The organism is Chryseobacterium sp. WX (assembly GCF_029542485.1).
Lineage (GTDB): Bacteria > Bacteroidota > Bacteroidia > Flavobacteriales > Weeksellaceae > Chryseobacterium > Chryseobacterium cucumeris.
Window position 1 is genome coordinate 3,808,191 of record NZ_CP120710.1, and the last position, 15,205, is coordinate 3,823,395.

Here is a 15,205-nt window from a genome sequence, read left to right on the forward strand (position 1 = left end):
GTGGGTACAAGAGTCCTTTTAAAATTCGTGGAGATTCCGTTGAATTTTGGAATAAAAAAATCCCTGAACATTGCATTGATCAGGGATTGAGTGATGTAGTTTGGTAGCCTATAGGGGAATCGAACCCCTGTTGCAAGAATGAAAATCTTGAGTCCTGACCACTAGACGAATAGGCCAAATTTTGAGGTTGCAAAAGTAGGAATTAACTTTTAAACTTCAAAATTATTTTTTTTGATTTATTTGTAGACCTTTTGTATCACGGTATTTTTGATACCTTTAGCTTCAAGTTCCTTTTGAAGTTTTACAGCATCTTCCAATGTGTATACTTTTCCGTAGGTGTAGTAAAATACACCATTGTCCTTATTTCGTTCCACATCTTTTAAATTCTGAAGGATATAAGAATTACCATTCAGTTTATCACCTGCATATACTTCGATAGTATAATATCCCATGCTGATTCTCTGATTCGGCATAAATCCTACAGCAAATGCATTTCTGAAACCTGCATCTTTCGCTGTTTTAAGATTAATATCTTTTACCGAAGCCATATTGGTTACAGCATAGTAATATTTGTACTGCCCGTTTTCTTTAAGCGTAAGAATATAGTTCAGGCCTTTCAGGGCAGGATCATTTTCATTGTATTTCGTAGGAGAACTCATTAATAGAATTCTGAAATCATTTTTCAAAGGAACCTCTGCAGGTTTTTCTGGCTCTGGCTTTCTTGTTGCAATAGAACCGCCGGATTTTCTGTCAATCGCCTTTTTATAATCAATAATAGCATTGTAGATACTTTCTGCAATTTCAGTCTGTCCCTTGTCTGAGGCGATGTAGTGGCTTTCCTCAGGATGATTGATGAACCCTGTTTCTATCAGTACAGATGGCATGGCATTCATACGGAGAACGTGAAGGTTTTTCTGAAATACACCTCTTGATGATCTTTTATCTTTATTCACAAAATTATCTTCTACCAATCCTCCCAAAAGAAGACTTGATTCGAGATATTTACTTTGCTGAAGTTTCAGAGCAATTAATGACTCCGGTGAGTCCGGATTATAGGAACCAAAGATCTGCTTATCTTTTTCATCCAGGAAGATCACGTCATTTTCTCTTTTGGCTACTTCAAGATTTTCGTTATTCTGGTTAGGTCCCTGTACATAGGTTTCGGTACCGTAGGCGGTAGGTCTTTGGGAAGAATTACAGTGAATGGATACAAAAAGATCTGCTTTGCTCCTGTTAGCCAGATTGGTTCTGTCAGACAGAGAAGGGTATTCGTCAATTTTACGGGTATATATTACTTTGAAATCTCTGTTTTTCTCTAACATGGCACCTACTTTTAAGGTAATGGCAAGTGTAATGTCTTTTTCTGCGACTCTTCCAATGTCGGAATAGGTCCTGTTGGCTCCATGATCACTTCCTCCGTGTCCCGCATCCAGAACGATAGTAAACTTCTTTTGAGAGAAAATAAAGTTGCTGGTTAGGATAAGGAGAAATGATAAAATTATTTTAAAATTTTGTTTGTGCATCTTACAGTTATAAAAATTATATTAATTTTGGGCCTTAATTATATAGTATAAAATTGGCCAAAACCGTCTTCAAAAATATATTACAAATTTTAATTATCCTAATTTTTAACAATTTTTTAGCACAGAAAACTCCTGAAAAATTGCCTAAAAATGCGGTTAATGATACTATTTCCAAAAAGGATACCATAGTTGTAAAAAAAGAACCTTTAAATGATGTTCTTCGTACAAAAGCAGATGATCAGAGAAGAGATGTCCCTAAAAAGATGACATTCCTGAACAAAAATGCTCAGGTAAAATATCAGGATATGCAGATTGATGCAGATTATATCTCTATTGATGATAACAAAAATCTGATCTATGCGCGAGGAAAACAGGATTCTTTAGGGAAAATTGTAGAACCTGTAATTACGACGCAGGCCGGGAAAAAATACGAAACCAACGAATTTAGCTATAATACAAAAACAAAACAGGCCATTGCCTTCAATGCAAGAACAGAAGAAAGTGAAGGCGTAATTATAGCTCAGAAGACTAAAAAATATAATGATTCCGTATTTGCAATGAGAAAAGCAGATTATACAACGGATGATTATTTTATCAAGAAAAAAGATACGGCAGCGGATTATTTTATGAGAGCTTATAATATTAAGCTGATTAAAACCAAAACAAAATCCCAGATCGTTACGGGTCCTATTCAGATGTTTATTGAGCAGGTGCCTACACCACTTTACCTTCCGTTTGCTATTTTACCGTTTTCAGATAAAAGAGCTGCAGGTATTCTGATCCCGAGTTTCGGGGAAAGGGAAGATGTAGGTTTCTTCCTGAACGGGATAGGATATTACCAACCCATTGGAGAGCACTTCGACCTTAAAGTTTTAGCAGATATTTATACAAAAGGAAGCTGGAACTTACGCCCTCAGGTGAATTACCAGAAAAAATACCGTTACTCAGGAAACTTTACTGCAGATATTGGTACCATGGTAAGAGGGATTAAAGGGTTGGATGATTATACTAAAAACAGTACCTACAGAATCAACTGGACACACTCGCAGGATTCTAAAGCCAACCCTTTCCTTACATTCAGTGCTTCTGTAGATATTGTAAGTACCAAGTTCTATAATAACCCGTTGAATAACAATTACATTTTCAACCAGAATGTATTGAATACCCAGCAGAACTCTACGGTAACCCTTACCAAAAGATTCCTGAAACTTCCGATGACTATTACAGGAACGGCTTCCTATTCCCAGAACTTTGCCACAGGATTGGCAGATCTTCGTCTTCCACAGATGAACGTAGCCATCAATCAGTTCTATTTATTTAAATCAAAAACAGGAATCAGACAAGGGCTTCTTGAAAATATTACGGTAAATACCGGCTTCAACCTTACCAATTTCGTAAACACTCAAGAGAATGAGTTGTTTAAAAAAGAAATGTGGGATAAAATGCAGACAGGACTTAAAAACAATATCGCATTAGCAACCAATACAACATTGGCAAAATATTTCACTTTCAGTTTAAGTGCCAATATCGACAATGCTTTGACAACAAAAACGTTGAACAGATATTATGATCCGGTAAAAAATGTAACGGTTGATGAAATCAATAAAAACTTTACAGGATACTCTACTTTCTCTACTTCTGCCAGTCTTCAGACCACACTTTTCGGAATGATGAAATTCAAAAAAGGATCTACGGTAGAAGCGGTGAGACATATGATGACTCCAAGTTTGAGCTTTACTTATTCACCAGACTTTTCAAGTCCTAACTTCGGATATTACAGAAACTATTATAATGCAAACGGAGCGTTGACGCCATATTCTATTTTTGAAAAAGGAATTATCGGAAGCCCGTCAAGTGGAATGCAGGGAGCTTTAGGTTTCAATATTGGTAACAATATTGAGATGAAAGTAAAGTCTAAGAGTGATTCTACAGGGGTAAAGAAAATCAAAATTTTTGAATCTTTAAACCTTGCAGGAAGCTACAACTTTGCCGCTAAAGATCATCCCTGGTCTGTATTTTCAATCAACGGACAATCTTCATTTTTCAATAATAAACTGACAGTAAATACCAGCCTTGCACTGGAACCTTATAAAATTGAGTTCTTACCAGGACAGGATACAGGAATTAGAACAGAGCAGTTCGGACACTTCAGTGTACAGGGGTTCAACGTTCAGTTATCTTATCCTTTAAGCAGCGAGATCTTTGGAGAAAAAACAGATTATGCTAAAAAGTATTCCTCGAAGGGAGAAGTCCGAAATGAAAATTACTATTTTGATGATGATCATTATGCTCATTTTGATCAGGCATGGACTTTAAATATCAGTGCCAATTATGCGTACTCTAAAGGCTTGAGCAGGTTTGGTAATAAAATTGCATCACTAGGTTTGGATGGAAGTATCAAACTAACTCCTTACTGGAATATCAACGGAAGTACGCATTATGACATGGTGACTAAAGAATTGGCATATACAAGAATTGGTTTTTCAAGAGATCAGCGAAGTTTTACCATCAATTTCAACTGGGTTCCGTTTGGTCAGTATAAAGTGTATGACTTCTTTATCGGTATCAAAGCCAATATTTTAAGTGATGCATTGAAGTACAAAGACAGAAGCTTTACCCAGCCTAATGCACCTTTCTAATATCAGATTGGCATTTGACAATATAAATTTTATATTTGCAAGCAAAATAAATTCTAATGAAAATCACTGTTGGCAGAATTCAAATACCAACGAATATTGCAGATTGTGATTGCATATAACCATAGAAAAAAATAAATATCCGCTATGAAACAAATAATCAACACAGTTAATGCACCTGCAGCTATCGGACCTTATTCACAAGCTAATATGGCCAACGGAGTTTTGTATATCTCCGGACAGATTCCTGTAGATCCTGTAACTGGTAAATTGGTAGAAGGTATTGAAAAGGAAACGCACCAGGTAATGAAAAACCTTGAAGCGATTCTTACTGAAGCCGGCATGACTTTCAAAAATGTTGTAAAAGCTACCATCTTCCTTAAGAGTATGGATGATTTTGCTGTAATGAATGATATCTATGCATCTTACTTAGATTCAGAAAGCTATCCAGCTCGTGAAACAGTACAGGTTTCATGTTTGCCTAAAAATGTGGATATCGAAATTTCTATGATTGCACATCAGGATTAATGAACTTTATAAGAAATACAATTGCGGTTCTGATAGGTCTTGGTATTACAGGACTTATTATTACTCTTGGTATAAGGGCTTTTCCGCAATGGGTAACTTTTGAGGCTTTTGCTCCGTTTGAGCATTGGCAAAGGTTTCTTTTCAGCATGAAAGATGATAAGGCGTTTTTCGGCTTCCTTTTGTTTATTTCCGGATTAGGGACTACAATCGGGGGAGTGGCAACCGCTATCATTGTTAAATATGCTAAAGTAGCCTATGCTATTCTGATTGGCTTTATTATGCTTTTTATTGCCATGTTGGATGTTATTATTTTTCCCTATCATCCTACGTTTTATAAGATCTCCATTTTTCTTACGTTCTTTCCGTTTTCCTGGATTGGAGGGAAGATTGTAGAAGTGATCTATGAAAGAAATAAAAAGAAAAGTATCGCTGACAAAATGAATAAGTCTAAATAAATAATAAAAAAAACGCTGCAGATTCTGCAGCGTTTTTTGTTGAAAAGAGTTAGTAGATTTCCATATTAAACATATTTCAAAAAATAAAGGGGATAATCCAGCTCAAAGGTTTCATGGAAAATGGTAAATCCATTTTGTTGATAGAAGGTTCTGTTTTCTAATGTTGTTGTTTCAACATATATGAGTTCGTTCTCATATTTACTCATAGATTCTTTTAAAAGTTTTGTTCCAATTCCTTTTCCCTGTTCACCAGGAACTACAGCCATTAACCATAAATGAACAAATTTTTCTTCCGGATGAAATTTTGCTAAGAGTTTTTCTCGTTGTAAAACTTTAAAGATATTTTCAATTCCAATACAATTGAACAGCAATTTTATTTCAAGCCAGATTTTTTTTAAACTGATTTGGAATTTGTCTAAGTATAAAACGCACGCTTTTTGATCGTCGCTGAGAAATATACTTCCATTTAGCATTGATAAATCAAATTGAAATTCCATTAATGCTTTCAATCTCTTATATCTGTTGCCAGAATTCTTTATGACAAAATTGATAGAATTAGGAATAAGAACATTTATGAAAGCCTGGCATAAAATAGTAACGACTTTTTCTCTATCCTCATAGGTAGCTTTTTTCATGCATTTTTGTTTTTTCAAATATATAAAAAATAGAAGTGTGTTAATCAGAGTTTTATATGGTTTGTGTTAGTTTCTGCATTGGTCTTAGTTAACTTATTTTTTTTCATAAAAAAACCATTCTTAAGCAAGAATGGTTAAATTTTTAATGTGAAATCAAAGAAATTCAATTAAGGCATTTTGAATCCTTTGGTATAAATTCTTCCGTAATCATCCACGAATTTCACCTGTACATTCCCCTGATATTTCTCAAGGATCTTTTCTACATCTTTCTGTGAATTGACCGGTTTACCATTGACTTCAATGATGATGTAGTTATCTACGATTCCGATTTTAGCCATTTCACTGCCCTCAGAAACGTTTTTAGCTACTACACCACTGTTCAGTCCGTATTCTGTTTTGAAACGCTCTGTAAGAGGGGCAAATTCAGCTCCGATTTTTTCAGTTACGGTAAGATCTGCTTTTGTTCTGGTAGAAGTACCTCCTTTTTGGTCTCTCAGTGTGACAGTAGTAGTGCCTTCTTTACCATTTCTTGAATACGTTACCTGAACTTTATCACCAGGACGTTTGCTTCCGATAGACATGGAAAGATCGGCAAAATCTGTGATGTCGTAGTTGTCTACTTTAGTGATTACATCTCCTTTTTTCAATCCTGCATCTTCAGCACCGCTGTTTTCACCAAATCCTGTAACATAAATTCCTGAACCTACTTTCAGATTTGTTTTAAACTGCTTGTTGTAAGATGCTACTAACTGATCATTTGAAAGATCTAAAGACTGAACTCCAAGGAATCCTCTCTGTACAATTCCGAATTTCTTGATATCCTCAACAATTTTTCTCGCCAGGTTAGAAGGAACAGCAAATCCGTATCCCTGGTAATATCCTGTGGTAGACTGAATCGCAGAATTGATCCCGATCAGTTCTCCATTGGTATTTACCAAAGCACCTCCTGAGTTACCCGGGTTAATAGCAGCATCCGTCTGGATGAAGCTTTCAATAGGATTAGCAGCTTTTCCCTGGCTTCCCAGGATTCCGATACCTCTTCCTTTAGCAGAAACAATACCTGCTGTTACCGTAGAGTTTAATCCTAATGGATTTCCTACTGCAAGAACCCATTGTCCTACATCAATATTGTCAGAATTCGCAAAATTCAGATAAGGAAGCCCTTTTTCTTCAATCTTTAATAAAGAGATATCTGTATTAGGGTCTGTTCCTACCAATGTTGCGATATATGATTTCTTGTTGCTTAGTACGACTTCCAGCTTATTAGCACCTGCTACCACGTGGTTGTTGGAAATGATATAACCGTCCGGAGAGATGATTACCCCTGAACCCATTCCCGATGGCATATTATCAGGAACCTGCTGCTTTTGTCTCTGCTGGCCTCTTCCACCGAAAGGATCTCCGAAGAAAAAGTCAAACAAATCCTGCTCTGAAGCTCTGCTTGATGTTCTGCTTTGATAATTTTTAATAGTTACTACAGCGGGAACGGTTGTTTTAGCCGCCTTTACAAAATCATCACCTACTGCTCCCGTATTCATTCCTGCGAATGAAGTATTGGGTGCTGCTGTTGTGAAATAAGATTGATCTCCATTGTTGGAGCCGTGTCCGAAATATTGTAAAGCTCCAACGGTAGTAGCTCCGGAAAGGACTCCAACTACTGCAAATGGTAATAGTTTTTTTAAAGTACTCTTCATTGTATATCTTTCTTGTTTATTAATTAATTTTCTTTTTATGTTTTTGAGTAAACAAATTTAATGTTAAATAAGTAAGCAATTAGTATGCTATGTTTCAATTTTAACTAAAATTTAACGGCTATTATATGATTTTGTGCCTTATGTCATAATTGTTAATGTCACAGTTAACAAAACTTAAAAAAAAATTAAAGAAAATATGGCAGACTTATCATACATAGTGATCTGATTTTCATTGCTGGCAGGTTACTGATTATTGTTCGTGATTGGTGTCATAAATATACTTAATTCTAAAATGATTATCTTTGCAAAAATTTTTATTCTCACTTAAAACGTTTATAGCATGCAACTGTATAACACCTTAAGCGCAGAAGAAAGAGCTCAACTTATTGATGAAGCCGGTAAAGACCGTCTTACCTTGTCTTTCTATGCGTATGCCAAAATCGAAGACCCCAAAAAATTTCGCGACGAACTATTTATAGCCTGGAATGCCCTTGATGCTCTTGGCCGTATTTATGTTGCTACAGAAGGAATTAATGCTCAGATGAGTGTTCCTGCAGATCAGTTTGAGGCTTTTCGTGATACGCTGGAAGTTTATGACTTCATGAAAGGAATCCGTTTGAATGTAGCGGTAGACCAGGACAATTACTCATTTTTAAAATTAACCATAAAAGTCAGAAACAAAATTGTTGCTGACGGTTTGAATGACGAAACTTTTGATGTGACCAATAAAGGAATTCACTTAAAAGCTCAGGAATTCAATAATATGCTGGAAGATCCCAATACCATTGTTGTAGATTTCAGAAATCACTACGAAAGTGAAGTAGGGCATTTTGAAGGTGCCATTACTCCGGATGTGGAAAATTTCAGAGAAAGTTTACCCATCATCAATGAACAGCTACAGGATTTTAAAGAAGATAAAAACCTGTTGATGTACTGTACTGGAGGAATCCGTTGTGAAAAAGCCAGTGCGTACTTCAAACACCAGGGTTTCAAAAATGTTTATCAATTGGAAGGAGGTATCATTGAATATACACGCCAGATCAAAGAAGAAGGAATAAAAAGTAAATTCATTGGTAAAAACTTTGTATTTGACCACCGACTAGGGGAGAGAATTACAGATGATATTATTGCACAATGCCACCAGTGTGGAAAACCTTGTGATAATCATACCAATTGTGCCAATGATGCCTGTCATTTGTTGTTTATCCAATGCGACGACTGTAAAGCTGCGATGGAAAACTGCTGTTCTACGGAATGTCTGGAGACCATTCATTTGCCGTGGGATGAACAGGTGAAACTGAGAAAGGGATTACAGGTTGGAAATAAAGTATTCAGAAAAGGAAAATCAGATGCCCTGAAATTTAAAAACTCAGGAGATTTAACTGATAAGCCTTTAGCAAAAGCTGAGACAAAAAATATCCGTCAGAAGATTGCTGTTAAAAAAGAATTGATTGGAAAGGCAGAACATTACTACTCAAAATCAAAGATTGCACAGTTTTTAATTGAACATAAGGATTTATCAGTGGGTGATAAAGTATTGATCTCAGGTCCTACAACGGGAGAGCAGGAAGTCACCATTACTGAAATCTATGCTAACGGAGGGCCTTGTGAAACGGCAAACATTGGAGATCAGATTACTTTTGCGCTGCCATTCAGAGTTCGTTTGTCTGATAAATTGTACAGAATTGTGCAAAATGCATAATTCATAGCTGTCAATACAATTATTTCTGTTTTAACAACTTAATAATTCCAGACTTGAAATGACAAAAAGCGGAAAAATAGAACTGATGTCTCCTGCAGGAGATTTCATATCACTTCAGGCAGCTATAGATAACGGTGCAGATTCTGTCTATTTTGGTGTTGAACAACTCAACATGCGTGCAAGAGCAACAATGAACTTCACCATTAATGATCTGCCGGAAATCGCCAGAAGATGTGCTGAAAAAGGAGTAAGAACGTATCTGACCCTTAACACCATCATCTATGATCATGATCTTTCTATCGTCAGAACACTTTTAGATAAAGCGAAGGAGGCCGGTCTTACAGCAGTGATTGCAATGGACCAGGCTGTAATTTCTTATGCAAGGCAAATTGGTATGGAGGTGCATATTTCCACCCAGATTAATATAACCAATATTGAAACCGTAAAATTCTATGCTCTTTTTGCTGATACCATGGTAATGAGCCGTGAATTAAGTATCAGCCAGATCAAAAAAATCTGTACTCAGATTGAAAAAGATCAGGTAAAAGGACCTTCCGGTCATCTTGTTGAAGTGGAGATTTTCGGGCATGGTGCCTTATGTATGGCAGTATCCGGGAAATGTTATCTGAGCCTGCATTCCCATAATTCTTCAGCAAACAGAGGGGCCTGTAAACAGAACTGCCGGAAAAAATATACTGTGATTGATCAGGAGTCAGGTTTTGAAATTGAACTTGATAACGAATATATGATGTCTCCCAAAGACCTTTGTACGATTGGTTTCCTGAATCAGATTGTGGATGCCGGTGTGAAAGTCTTGAAGATAGAAGGAAGAGGAAGGGCTCCTGAATATGTAGCAACAGTTACAAAATGTTATAGAGAAGCAATTGACAGTATTGCCGAAGGAACGTTTTCTCAGGAAAAAGTGGATGAATGGATGAAACTTCTGGAGACCGTATACAACAGAGGCTTCTGGAGTGGATATTATCTTGGCCAGGAGCTGGGTGACTGGTCTTCAAACTCCGGTTCCAGTGCAACACAAAAGAAAGTCTATATTGGAAAAGGAAGGCATTTCTATCCGAAATCCAATATCGCAGAATTTGTGGTTGAGGCCTATGATATTTCTGTAGGAGACAGTGTCCTTATACAGGGACCCACTACAGGATCACAGGAAATGGTCATTGAAAGTATGATCGTTGATCAGAAGACAGGAGCAGACAAGGCAACAAAGTCTGATGTGATTACTTTCCCTACGAAGTTCCGTGTACGGCCAAGTGACAAATTATATAAAATTGTTAAAGCGTAATGGTCATTGCTACACTTCAGAGAGATAAATGTATTGGTTGTAATTACTGTGTTGAATTCGCTCCGGAATATTTTAGAATGTCTAAAAAAGATGGTAAATCAGTATTGCTTAAGACGATTGATAAAAAAGGCTTCTATACTTTAAAAACAGCCAATCACGAAGCGTTTGAACATTTGGAGAAGGCAGCAAATGCCTGTCCTGTGAAAATTATTTCTGTAAGAATTACTTAATCATTATGCTAAAAGCTGAGCTTAGAAAAAAATACACTCAAAAAAGAAAAGCCTTGTCTGCCGATGAGGCTTTCTTGTTATCGGAGAAGATTTTTGAAAATTTCATTCAATATTTTAAGCCAAAAGAAGAAAATAAGATCCATGTTTTTATCCCGATTCCGGCAAGAAAGGAAATTGATACCCAAATCTTCATTCAATATTTTTTAGCGCACAACATCCGTGTTTATGTGCCTAAGATTGTTGGAGATAAGCTTATTAATATTGAGATCTCTGAAGATACTGTTTTTGAAACCAACAATTGGGGGATCTCAGAACCTGTTTCCAATGAAGATTCCGGCGAAAAATACTTTCATTATGTGATTACGCCTTTGTTGTATTGCGACAAAAAAGGGAATAGAGTAGGCTACGGTAAAGGTTTTTATGACGGGTTGTTTCAAAGTATTTCTCCCGAGGCAAAAAAAATCGGAGTCAATTACTTTAACCCCGATGAATATGTGGATGATGTCTGGGAAAACGATATTCCCCTGGACTATTTGGTTACTGCTACTGAAGTGCTGTCTTTCTTAAGCGGTTTGGAATAAAAATCTAAAAAGTAAAATTTAAATTCTTTTTTAAGTTTGGAAGTTGAAAGCAGAATATACTGTGCATTCTTTTCAAAGCTCCCTAAAGACTTATTTTTATTATCAAAGTATTCCACATTGAACTTGGCGTAGTCTAATGTATCTTTTTTATAAAATTCTTTATAGACATTCAGGTTACTCACTTTAGCTGTTTTTGCTTTCATGCTGTCCAGTTCTTTCAGCAGCCTTTTAAACGTCAGAGAATCCGGTTTGTGGAAATAGCTTTCCATTTGTGAATAAATCACGGTATCTATTTCTGTATTTCTGTTTCCGCTGAGATATAAGGTAGACAGATCAAGAAGCTCCTGAACTTTCTGCTTGGTGATGGAATTAATCGCCTGCATACTATCCATCTGTACGGCAGGATAGCTTTTTTCATTGTTGCTGTTTCGTAGTTTATCGAGGTCGCTCACCTCTGATGTTTTATTATTACATGCAATAAATAAAGTCAGAAGCACGGTGAAAATTAAAAAATTACTTATTCTTTTCATCTGTGGTAGCAATTTTAAATTTGATGGATACAATTTTACCTTTGGTATCCTTTTTCATTTCTATTACATTCAGGTTTTTCAGAGAGGTCGTTGGAGTCGTTACCAGCGTGATATACTTCTGCTTATCCAGTCTTTCAATGCCATAAGTATCATTATCATATACCTGGTAGATCACGGCATTTGTGCTGATTAGGTTTTCCAGCTGGTTTCTCTTCTGCTTAATGAGTGCAACCTGTTCGTCAGGATTCCCTCCTTTGATATCTTTGATAGAGAAATAATAGACAGCCATCTTATAATCATCCGGCTTTAGTTCTATTTTTTCTTCTTCAGGGGCATTTTCAAGATTTCTGTTCACTTCCAGAGGCTCATAGAAAGGAGCACTGATTCGCATTTTTAAATTTTTATCCTTGGTAGAATAATAAAAACATTCGCCTGGTTTTATTTTATACATCAACGGAGATTCATTTTCCTTCACTACCATTATTTCTAAAGTATTGATCACAGAAACTCCTCTGTCCTTATCAATGAAACAATATTTATAAGTTTTTGAAAAAAGTACATCTTTAAAACCTAAAAGACCGGTAATCGTAATCAAAACTGAAGTGACAAGTGCCCAGGCATTCTTTTTGAAGAAATTTTTCTTAGGCGGAACATCTGAAATTTCTATCTCATTTGTTATTGTTTTGTTTTGTGTAATTTGTTGATTTTCAGTATTCGATTTTTGTAAATCAGTATTTTCTGGGGGCCTGATTTCAACTTTTTTAGGTTGAAGTTCAATTTTTGGAAGTTCAGGAGCTTCAGAAACTGTTTTTTCAATTTCTTCGAGATCTTCGTCTTCAAAATTTTCATTTTCCTGAAGTAATTCACCCGCAAAAAGATGCTGTTTCTTGAAATCGTACCATGAGTTGTAACCCGCATAAATGCTCAATAAATTGAGCATGTCTATTCTTGGTAGTTTAGTAACCGGTGAAGTTTTAAAATAAGTGTAAAATGACTTTTCACTGATGTTTCCTTTCGCTTTTTTTCGAAGGTCTTCCTGAAAATATATAATATCTATACCCTTCCACTTGGATATGTCATCCTGCGAAGGGGTATATTCTTTTAAGTATTGACCCTGAACATCCTTTTTTAGCTGTTCAAAGTGTAATAGATCTAAATCTGTCAATTTTTCAAAAAATAATTAAATTGTTGATTATCAGCTATGTTTTTTTGTAAAACTATTTTACAAAGGTATTACAATTATTTTTCATAGACAAATTTTCTAACTGCTCTACCTTTGTCTTGTTCAAATAACAGAACAGAAGAAAATTTTATAAAACAATATTAACAAAATTAAATTTAATTTATTATGAAAAAGTCATTATTCGTAGCTGCTATCGCTGCAATCTCTCTAGTTGCTTGTAAAAAAACTGAAGCTACTGCTACTGAAGGTACAACTGATTCTGCTGCTGCTACTGTAGCTGATTCTGCTGCTGTAGTTTCTGATTCAGCTGCTAAAGTTGTTGATTCTGCTGCAACTACTGCTGTAGAAGCTACTAAAGATGCTGCTGCTGCTACTACTGCTGCTGGTGCTGAAGTTGCTAAAGATGCTGCTAAAGGTGCTGCTGACGCTGCTAAAGGAGCTGCTGATGCTGCTAAAGGAGCTGCTGATGCTGCTAAAGATGCTGCTAAGAAATAATTCTAGCATACGCTTAACAATAAAAGAACCGTTTCACCCAGTGAAACGGTTTTTTTATGCTTAGTCATTGCGAGCTAAAGGCGAAGCAATCTCTTTCATATCAAAATCAGATCAGGAATAGCTTATCCCTTCTTCTGTTTCAAAGATTCATAGCAGGTAATAGCTACTGCATTACTCAGGTTTAAAGAATCAATACTTCCTGCCATCGGAATTAAAGTATTTTTTCCTTTTCCAATCCAGAAATCACTCAATCCGGAATGTTCCGTCCCGAATAATACGGCAGAACGCTGTCTGAAATCTCTCTTATAAATGTCTTCAGCACTTTCATCCATCAGCGTAGTGTAGATGTTGAAACTGTTTTTCTGCAGGAATTCCAATGTTTCCGTATTTTCAGCCTGATAGACTTCCATTCCGAACAGGCATCCTACACTGGATCTGATCACATTAGGGTTGTAGAAATCGGTTTTCCCGTCAGCAACAATCAGGGCATCAATACCAAATGCCTCACAGCTTCTTAAAATAGCGCCAAGATTTCCCGGTTTTTCCACGCCTTCTACAATGATTATTGTAGCATCTTCTTTAGGAACAAATGATGAAAGTGAATTTTCTTTGGTATGGTAAATGCCGATAATTCCTTCGGAACTTCCTCTGTAAGCGATTTTTTCATATACCTTCTCACTTACATAGTGGATTTTTCCATCGGGAAGAGTTCCTTTAAAGATATTTTCAGAGATAAAGAACTCCAGCGGCTCAAAATCATACTGCATGGCTCTTTCATTTTCCTGCTGTCCTTCTACTACAAAAACTTTTGATTTTTTACGAAACCTGTTGTCAGTAAGAAGCTTAGTGACATTTTTTATTTTATCGTTTTGAAAACTTTCTATCAACATGCTGCAAAATTATGCAAAATTTATGATTGAACTTCTCTGGTTTTAATAAAAAGGTTTTTCCATGTCATCTCCATTGGAATTTTATTTTTTCTTTTATAATAGATAATGACTAAGATAAAGACGACAATGGATAACAATTTATAGAGGTTTCCATAGAAATTTCCGGAAACGTTTTCCGAAATATTAAAAATTTCCCAGTACAAATTCATAAAAAAATGAAGGAAAATGGCGGTCCATAAGTTATACTCTGATTCAAAATATGCCCAGGCAAAGAATATTGACCCTAAAAATGTAATGGTAAATATTTCGGTAAGTTCTATTAAGTTTTGGCTTTGATACAAATGTACCTGTGCAAAAAGTAAAGATCCTGATAATGCGGATGATAAAGATCCAAGTCGTGTAAATCTGTATAGTATTCCAATAAGAAAAGCTCTGAAAATAATTTCTTCAAAAAATGCTGATGAAAGAGTATTGATAAACAAGGATTCAAAATTTATTTTTGAGATTGGTTTAAAATGAATCAGGTATCCAATGAGCATAGGAGTAGTTCCGGTAAGTGCTAACACAAATCCTTTGATAATGGGTTTGTTTAATGAAAACAGATCAAGGATATTTCTTTGAGGTAACAGAATTTTTAACGTGACTATCAATGGAATTAATGTTACCGAATAAGCAATTATATGGGCTATTGCTTTACTGTGAAACAGATCTTTTGAGAAAGTCTGTATGGTTTTAAAAAAGAGAAAATCGAAGAAATAATAGGCTGTAAACCCTAGAATAAAGATGGAAAAGAAGCGGATGTTTTTACTCATGTCTGTTA

General features: G+C 35.8%; 15 protein-coding genes and 1 tRNA gene. 8 read left to right on the forward strand and 8 right to left on the reverse strand.

Going from position 1 to position 15,205, the window contains the following annotated elements; genetic code table 11:
• Window positions 1-101: 101 nt before the first annotated feature.
• Together PZ898_RS17130 and PZ898_RS17135 are read right to left on the reverse strand one after the other, a co-directional pair.
• Window positions 102-176: transfer RNA gene (locus tag PZ898_RS17130), tRNA-Glu, on the reverse strand.
• A 60-nt stretch (window positions 177-236) separates the two neighbouring features.
• Entirely contained in the window at window positions 237-1,523 is a 1,287-nt protein-coding gene (locus tag PZ898_RS17135) for an N-acetylmuramoyl-L-alanine amidase (RefSeq protein WP_174525196.1), read from the reverse strand.
• Between the two features lie 53 nt (window positions 1,524-1,576).
• Here PZ898_RS17135 and PZ898_RS17140 point away from each other — a divergent pair, with 53 nt between their 5' ends.
• From PZ898_RS17140 to PZ898_RS17150, 3 genes are all read left to right on the forward strand, one after another.
• Complete coding sequence (locus PZ898_RS17140) at window positions 1,577-4,162, forward strand: putative LPS assembly protein LptD (protein ID WP_062673519.1); 2,586 nt, start codon at window positions 1,577-1,579, stop codon at window positions 4,160-4,162.
• Between the two features lie 144 nt (window positions 4,163-4,306).
• The gene (locus tag PZ898_RS17145) at window positions 4,307-4,687 is read left to right on the forward strand and encodes a RidA family protein (RefSeq protein WP_277693831.1); all 381 of its coding nucleotides are present in this window, start codon (window positions 4,307-4,309) and stop codon (window positions 4,685-4,687) included.
• Entirely contained in the window at window positions 4,687-5,142 is a 456-nt protein-coding gene (locus PZ898_RS17150) for a hypothetical protein (RefSeq protein ID WP_062673523.1), read from the forward strand. The genes PZ898_RS17145 and PZ898_RS17150 overlap by 1 nt, the downstream gene beginning before the upstream one ends.
• A 65-nt stretch (window positions 5,143-5,207) precedes the next feature.
• Here PZ898_RS17150 and PZ898_RS17155 read toward each other — a convergent pair whose 3' ends face one another.
• Together PZ898_RS17155 and PZ898_RS17160 are read right to left on the reverse strand one after the other, a co-directional pair.
• Window positions 5,208-5,777 (reverse strand): GNAT family N-acetyltransferase, encoded by a 570-nt coding sequence (locus PZ898_RS17155; protein WP_123278527.1) that lies wholly within the window; start codon window positions 5,775-5,777, stop codon window positions 5,208-5,210.
• Between the two features lie 167 nt (window positions 5,778-5,944).
• Complete coding sequence (locus PZ898_RS17160) at window positions 5,945-7,471, reverse strand: trypsin-like peptidase domain-containing protein (protein ID WP_277693832.1); 1,527 nt, start codon at window positions 7,469-7,471, stop codon at window positions 5,945-5,947.
• A 340-nt stretch (window positions 7,472-7,811) separates the two neighbouring features.
• On the opposite strand from PZ898_RS17160, the gene PZ898_RS17165 reads away from it, so the two are divergent.
• The 4 genes from PZ898_RS17165 to PZ898_RS17180 are packed head-to-tail and all read left to right on the forward strand — an operon-like array spanning window position 7,812 to window position 11,287.
• On the forward strand, window positions 7,812-9,173 hold the full coding sequence (locus PZ898_RS17165; protein WP_120232570.1) for a rhodanese-related sulfurtransferase: 1,362 nt from the start codon (window positions 7,812-7,814) through the stop codon (window positions 9,171-9,173).
• Window positions 9,174-9,231: 58 nt separating this feature from the next.
• Window positions 9,232-10,476, forward strand: a complete 1,245-nt coding sequence (locus PZ898_RS17170; RefSeq protein WP_123278526.1) for a peptidase U32 family protein — start codon at window positions 9,232-9,234, stop codon at window positions 10,474-10,476.
• Window positions 10,476-10,706, forward strand: coding sequence for a ferredoxin (locus PZ898_RS17175; RefSeq protein WP_123278525.1), 231 nt, complete (start codon window positions 10,476-10,478; stop codon window positions 10,704-10,706). The genes PZ898_RS17170 and PZ898_RS17175 overlap by 1 nt, the downstream gene beginning before the upstream one ends.
• Before the next feature lie 5 nt (window positions 10,707-10,711).
• Complete coding sequence (locus PZ898_RS17180) at window positions 10,712-11,287, forward strand: 5-formyltetrahydrofolate cyclo-ligase (protein WP_123278524.1); 576 nt, start codon at window positions 10,712-10,714, stop codon at window positions 11,285-11,287.
• On the opposite strand, the gene PZ898_RS17185 is transcribed toward PZ898_RS17180, so the two are convergent.
• Window positions 11,236-11,817, reverse strand: coding sequence for a hypothetical protein (locus PZ898_RS17185; RefSeq protein ID WP_062673539.1), 582 nt, complete (start codon window positions 11,815-11,817; stop codon window positions 11,236-11,238). The genes PZ898_RS17180 and PZ898_RS17185 overlap by 52 nt on opposite strands.
• Window positions 11,801-12,982: a hypothetical protein gene (locus tag PZ898_RS17190; RefSeq protein WP_277693833.1), complete on the reverse strand. Its 1,182-nt coding sequence runs from the start codon at window positions 12,980-12,982 to the stop codon at window positions 11,801-11,803. Before PZ898_RS17190 ends, PZ898_RS17185 begins: the two co-directional genes overlap by 17 nt.
• A gap of 183 nt (window positions 12,983-13,165) precedes the next feature.
• On the opposite strand from PZ898_RS17190, the gene PZ898_RS17195 reads away from it, so the two are divergent.
• Window positions 13,166-13,495 (forward strand): hypothetical protein, encoded by a 330-nt coding sequence (locus PZ898_RS17195; protein WP_034694620.1) that lies wholly within the window; start codon window positions 13,166-13,168, stop codon window positions 13,493-13,495.
• Window positions 13,496-13,617: 122 nt separating this feature from the next.
• On the opposite strand, the gene PZ898_RS17200 is transcribed toward PZ898_RS17195, so the two are convergent.
• Together PZ898_RS17200 and PZ898_RS17205 are read right to left on the reverse strand one after the other, a co-directional pair.
• Entirely contained in the window at window positions 13,618-14,385 is a 768-nt protein-coding gene (locus tag PZ898_RS17200) for an RNA methyltransferase (protein WP_216443415.1), read from the reverse strand.
• A 20-nt stretch (window positions 14,386-14,405) separates the two neighbouring features.
• Window positions 14,406-15,197, reverse strand: a complete 792-nt coding sequence (locus tag PZ898_RS17205; RefSeq protein WP_277693834.1) for a CPBP family intramembrane glutamic endopeptidase — start codon at window positions 15,195-15,197, stop codon at window positions 14,406-14,408.
• Window positions 15,198-15,205 lie beyond the last annotated feature (8 nt).

Coding starts and splice junctions, on each gene's coding strand:
- PZ898_RS17135 (WP_174525196.1), bottom strand. CDS start 1,523: ATGCACAAACAAAATTTTAAAATAATTTTATCATTTCTCCTTATCCTA.
- PZ898_RS17145 (WP_277693831.1), top strand. CDS start 4,307: ATGAAACAAATAATCAACACAGTTAATGCACCTGCAGCTATCGGACCT.
- PZ898_RS17150 (WP_062673523.1), top strand. CDS start 4,687: ATGAACTTTATAAGAAATACAATTGCGGTTCTGATAGGTCTTGGTATT.
- PZ898_RS17155 (WP_123278527.1), bottom strand. CDS start 5,777: ATGAAAAAAGCTACCTATGAGGATAGAGAAAAAGTCGTTACTATTTTA.
- PZ898_RS17160 (WP_277693832.1), bottom strand. CDS start 7,471: ATGAAGAGTACTTTAAAAAAACTATTACCATTTGCAGTAGTTGGAGTC.
- PZ898_RS17165 (WP_120232570.1), top strand. CDS start 7,812: ATGCAACTGTATAACACCTTAAGCGCAGAAGAAAGAGCTCAACTTATT.
- PZ898_RS17170 (WP_123278526.1), top strand. CDS start 9,232: ATGACAAAAAGCGGAAAAATAGAACTGATGTCTCCTGCAGGAGATTTC.
- PZ898_RS17175 (WP_123278525.1), top strand. CDS start 10,476: ATGGTCATTGCTACACTTCAGAGAGATAAATGTATTGGTTGTAATTAC.
- PZ898_RS17180 (WP_123278524.1), top strand. CDS start 10,712: ATGCTAAAAGCTGAGCTTAGAAAAAAATACACTCAAAAAAGAAAAGCC.
- PZ898_RS17185 (WP_062673539.1), bottom strand. CDS start 11,817: ATGAAAAGAATAAGTAATTTTTTAATTTTCACCGTGCTTCTGACTTTA.
- PZ898_RS17195 (WP_034694620.1), top strand. CDS start 13,166: ATGAAAAAGTCATTATTCGTAGCTGCTATCGCTGCAATCTCTCTAGTT.
- PZ898_RS17200 (WP_216443415.1), bottom strand. CDS start 14,385: ATGTTGATAGAAAGTTTTCAAAACGATAAAATAAAAAATGTCACTAAG.
- PZ898_RS17205 (WP_277693834.1), bottom strand. CDS start 15,197: ATGAGTAAAAACATCCGCTTCTTTTCCATCTTTATTCTAGGGTTTACA.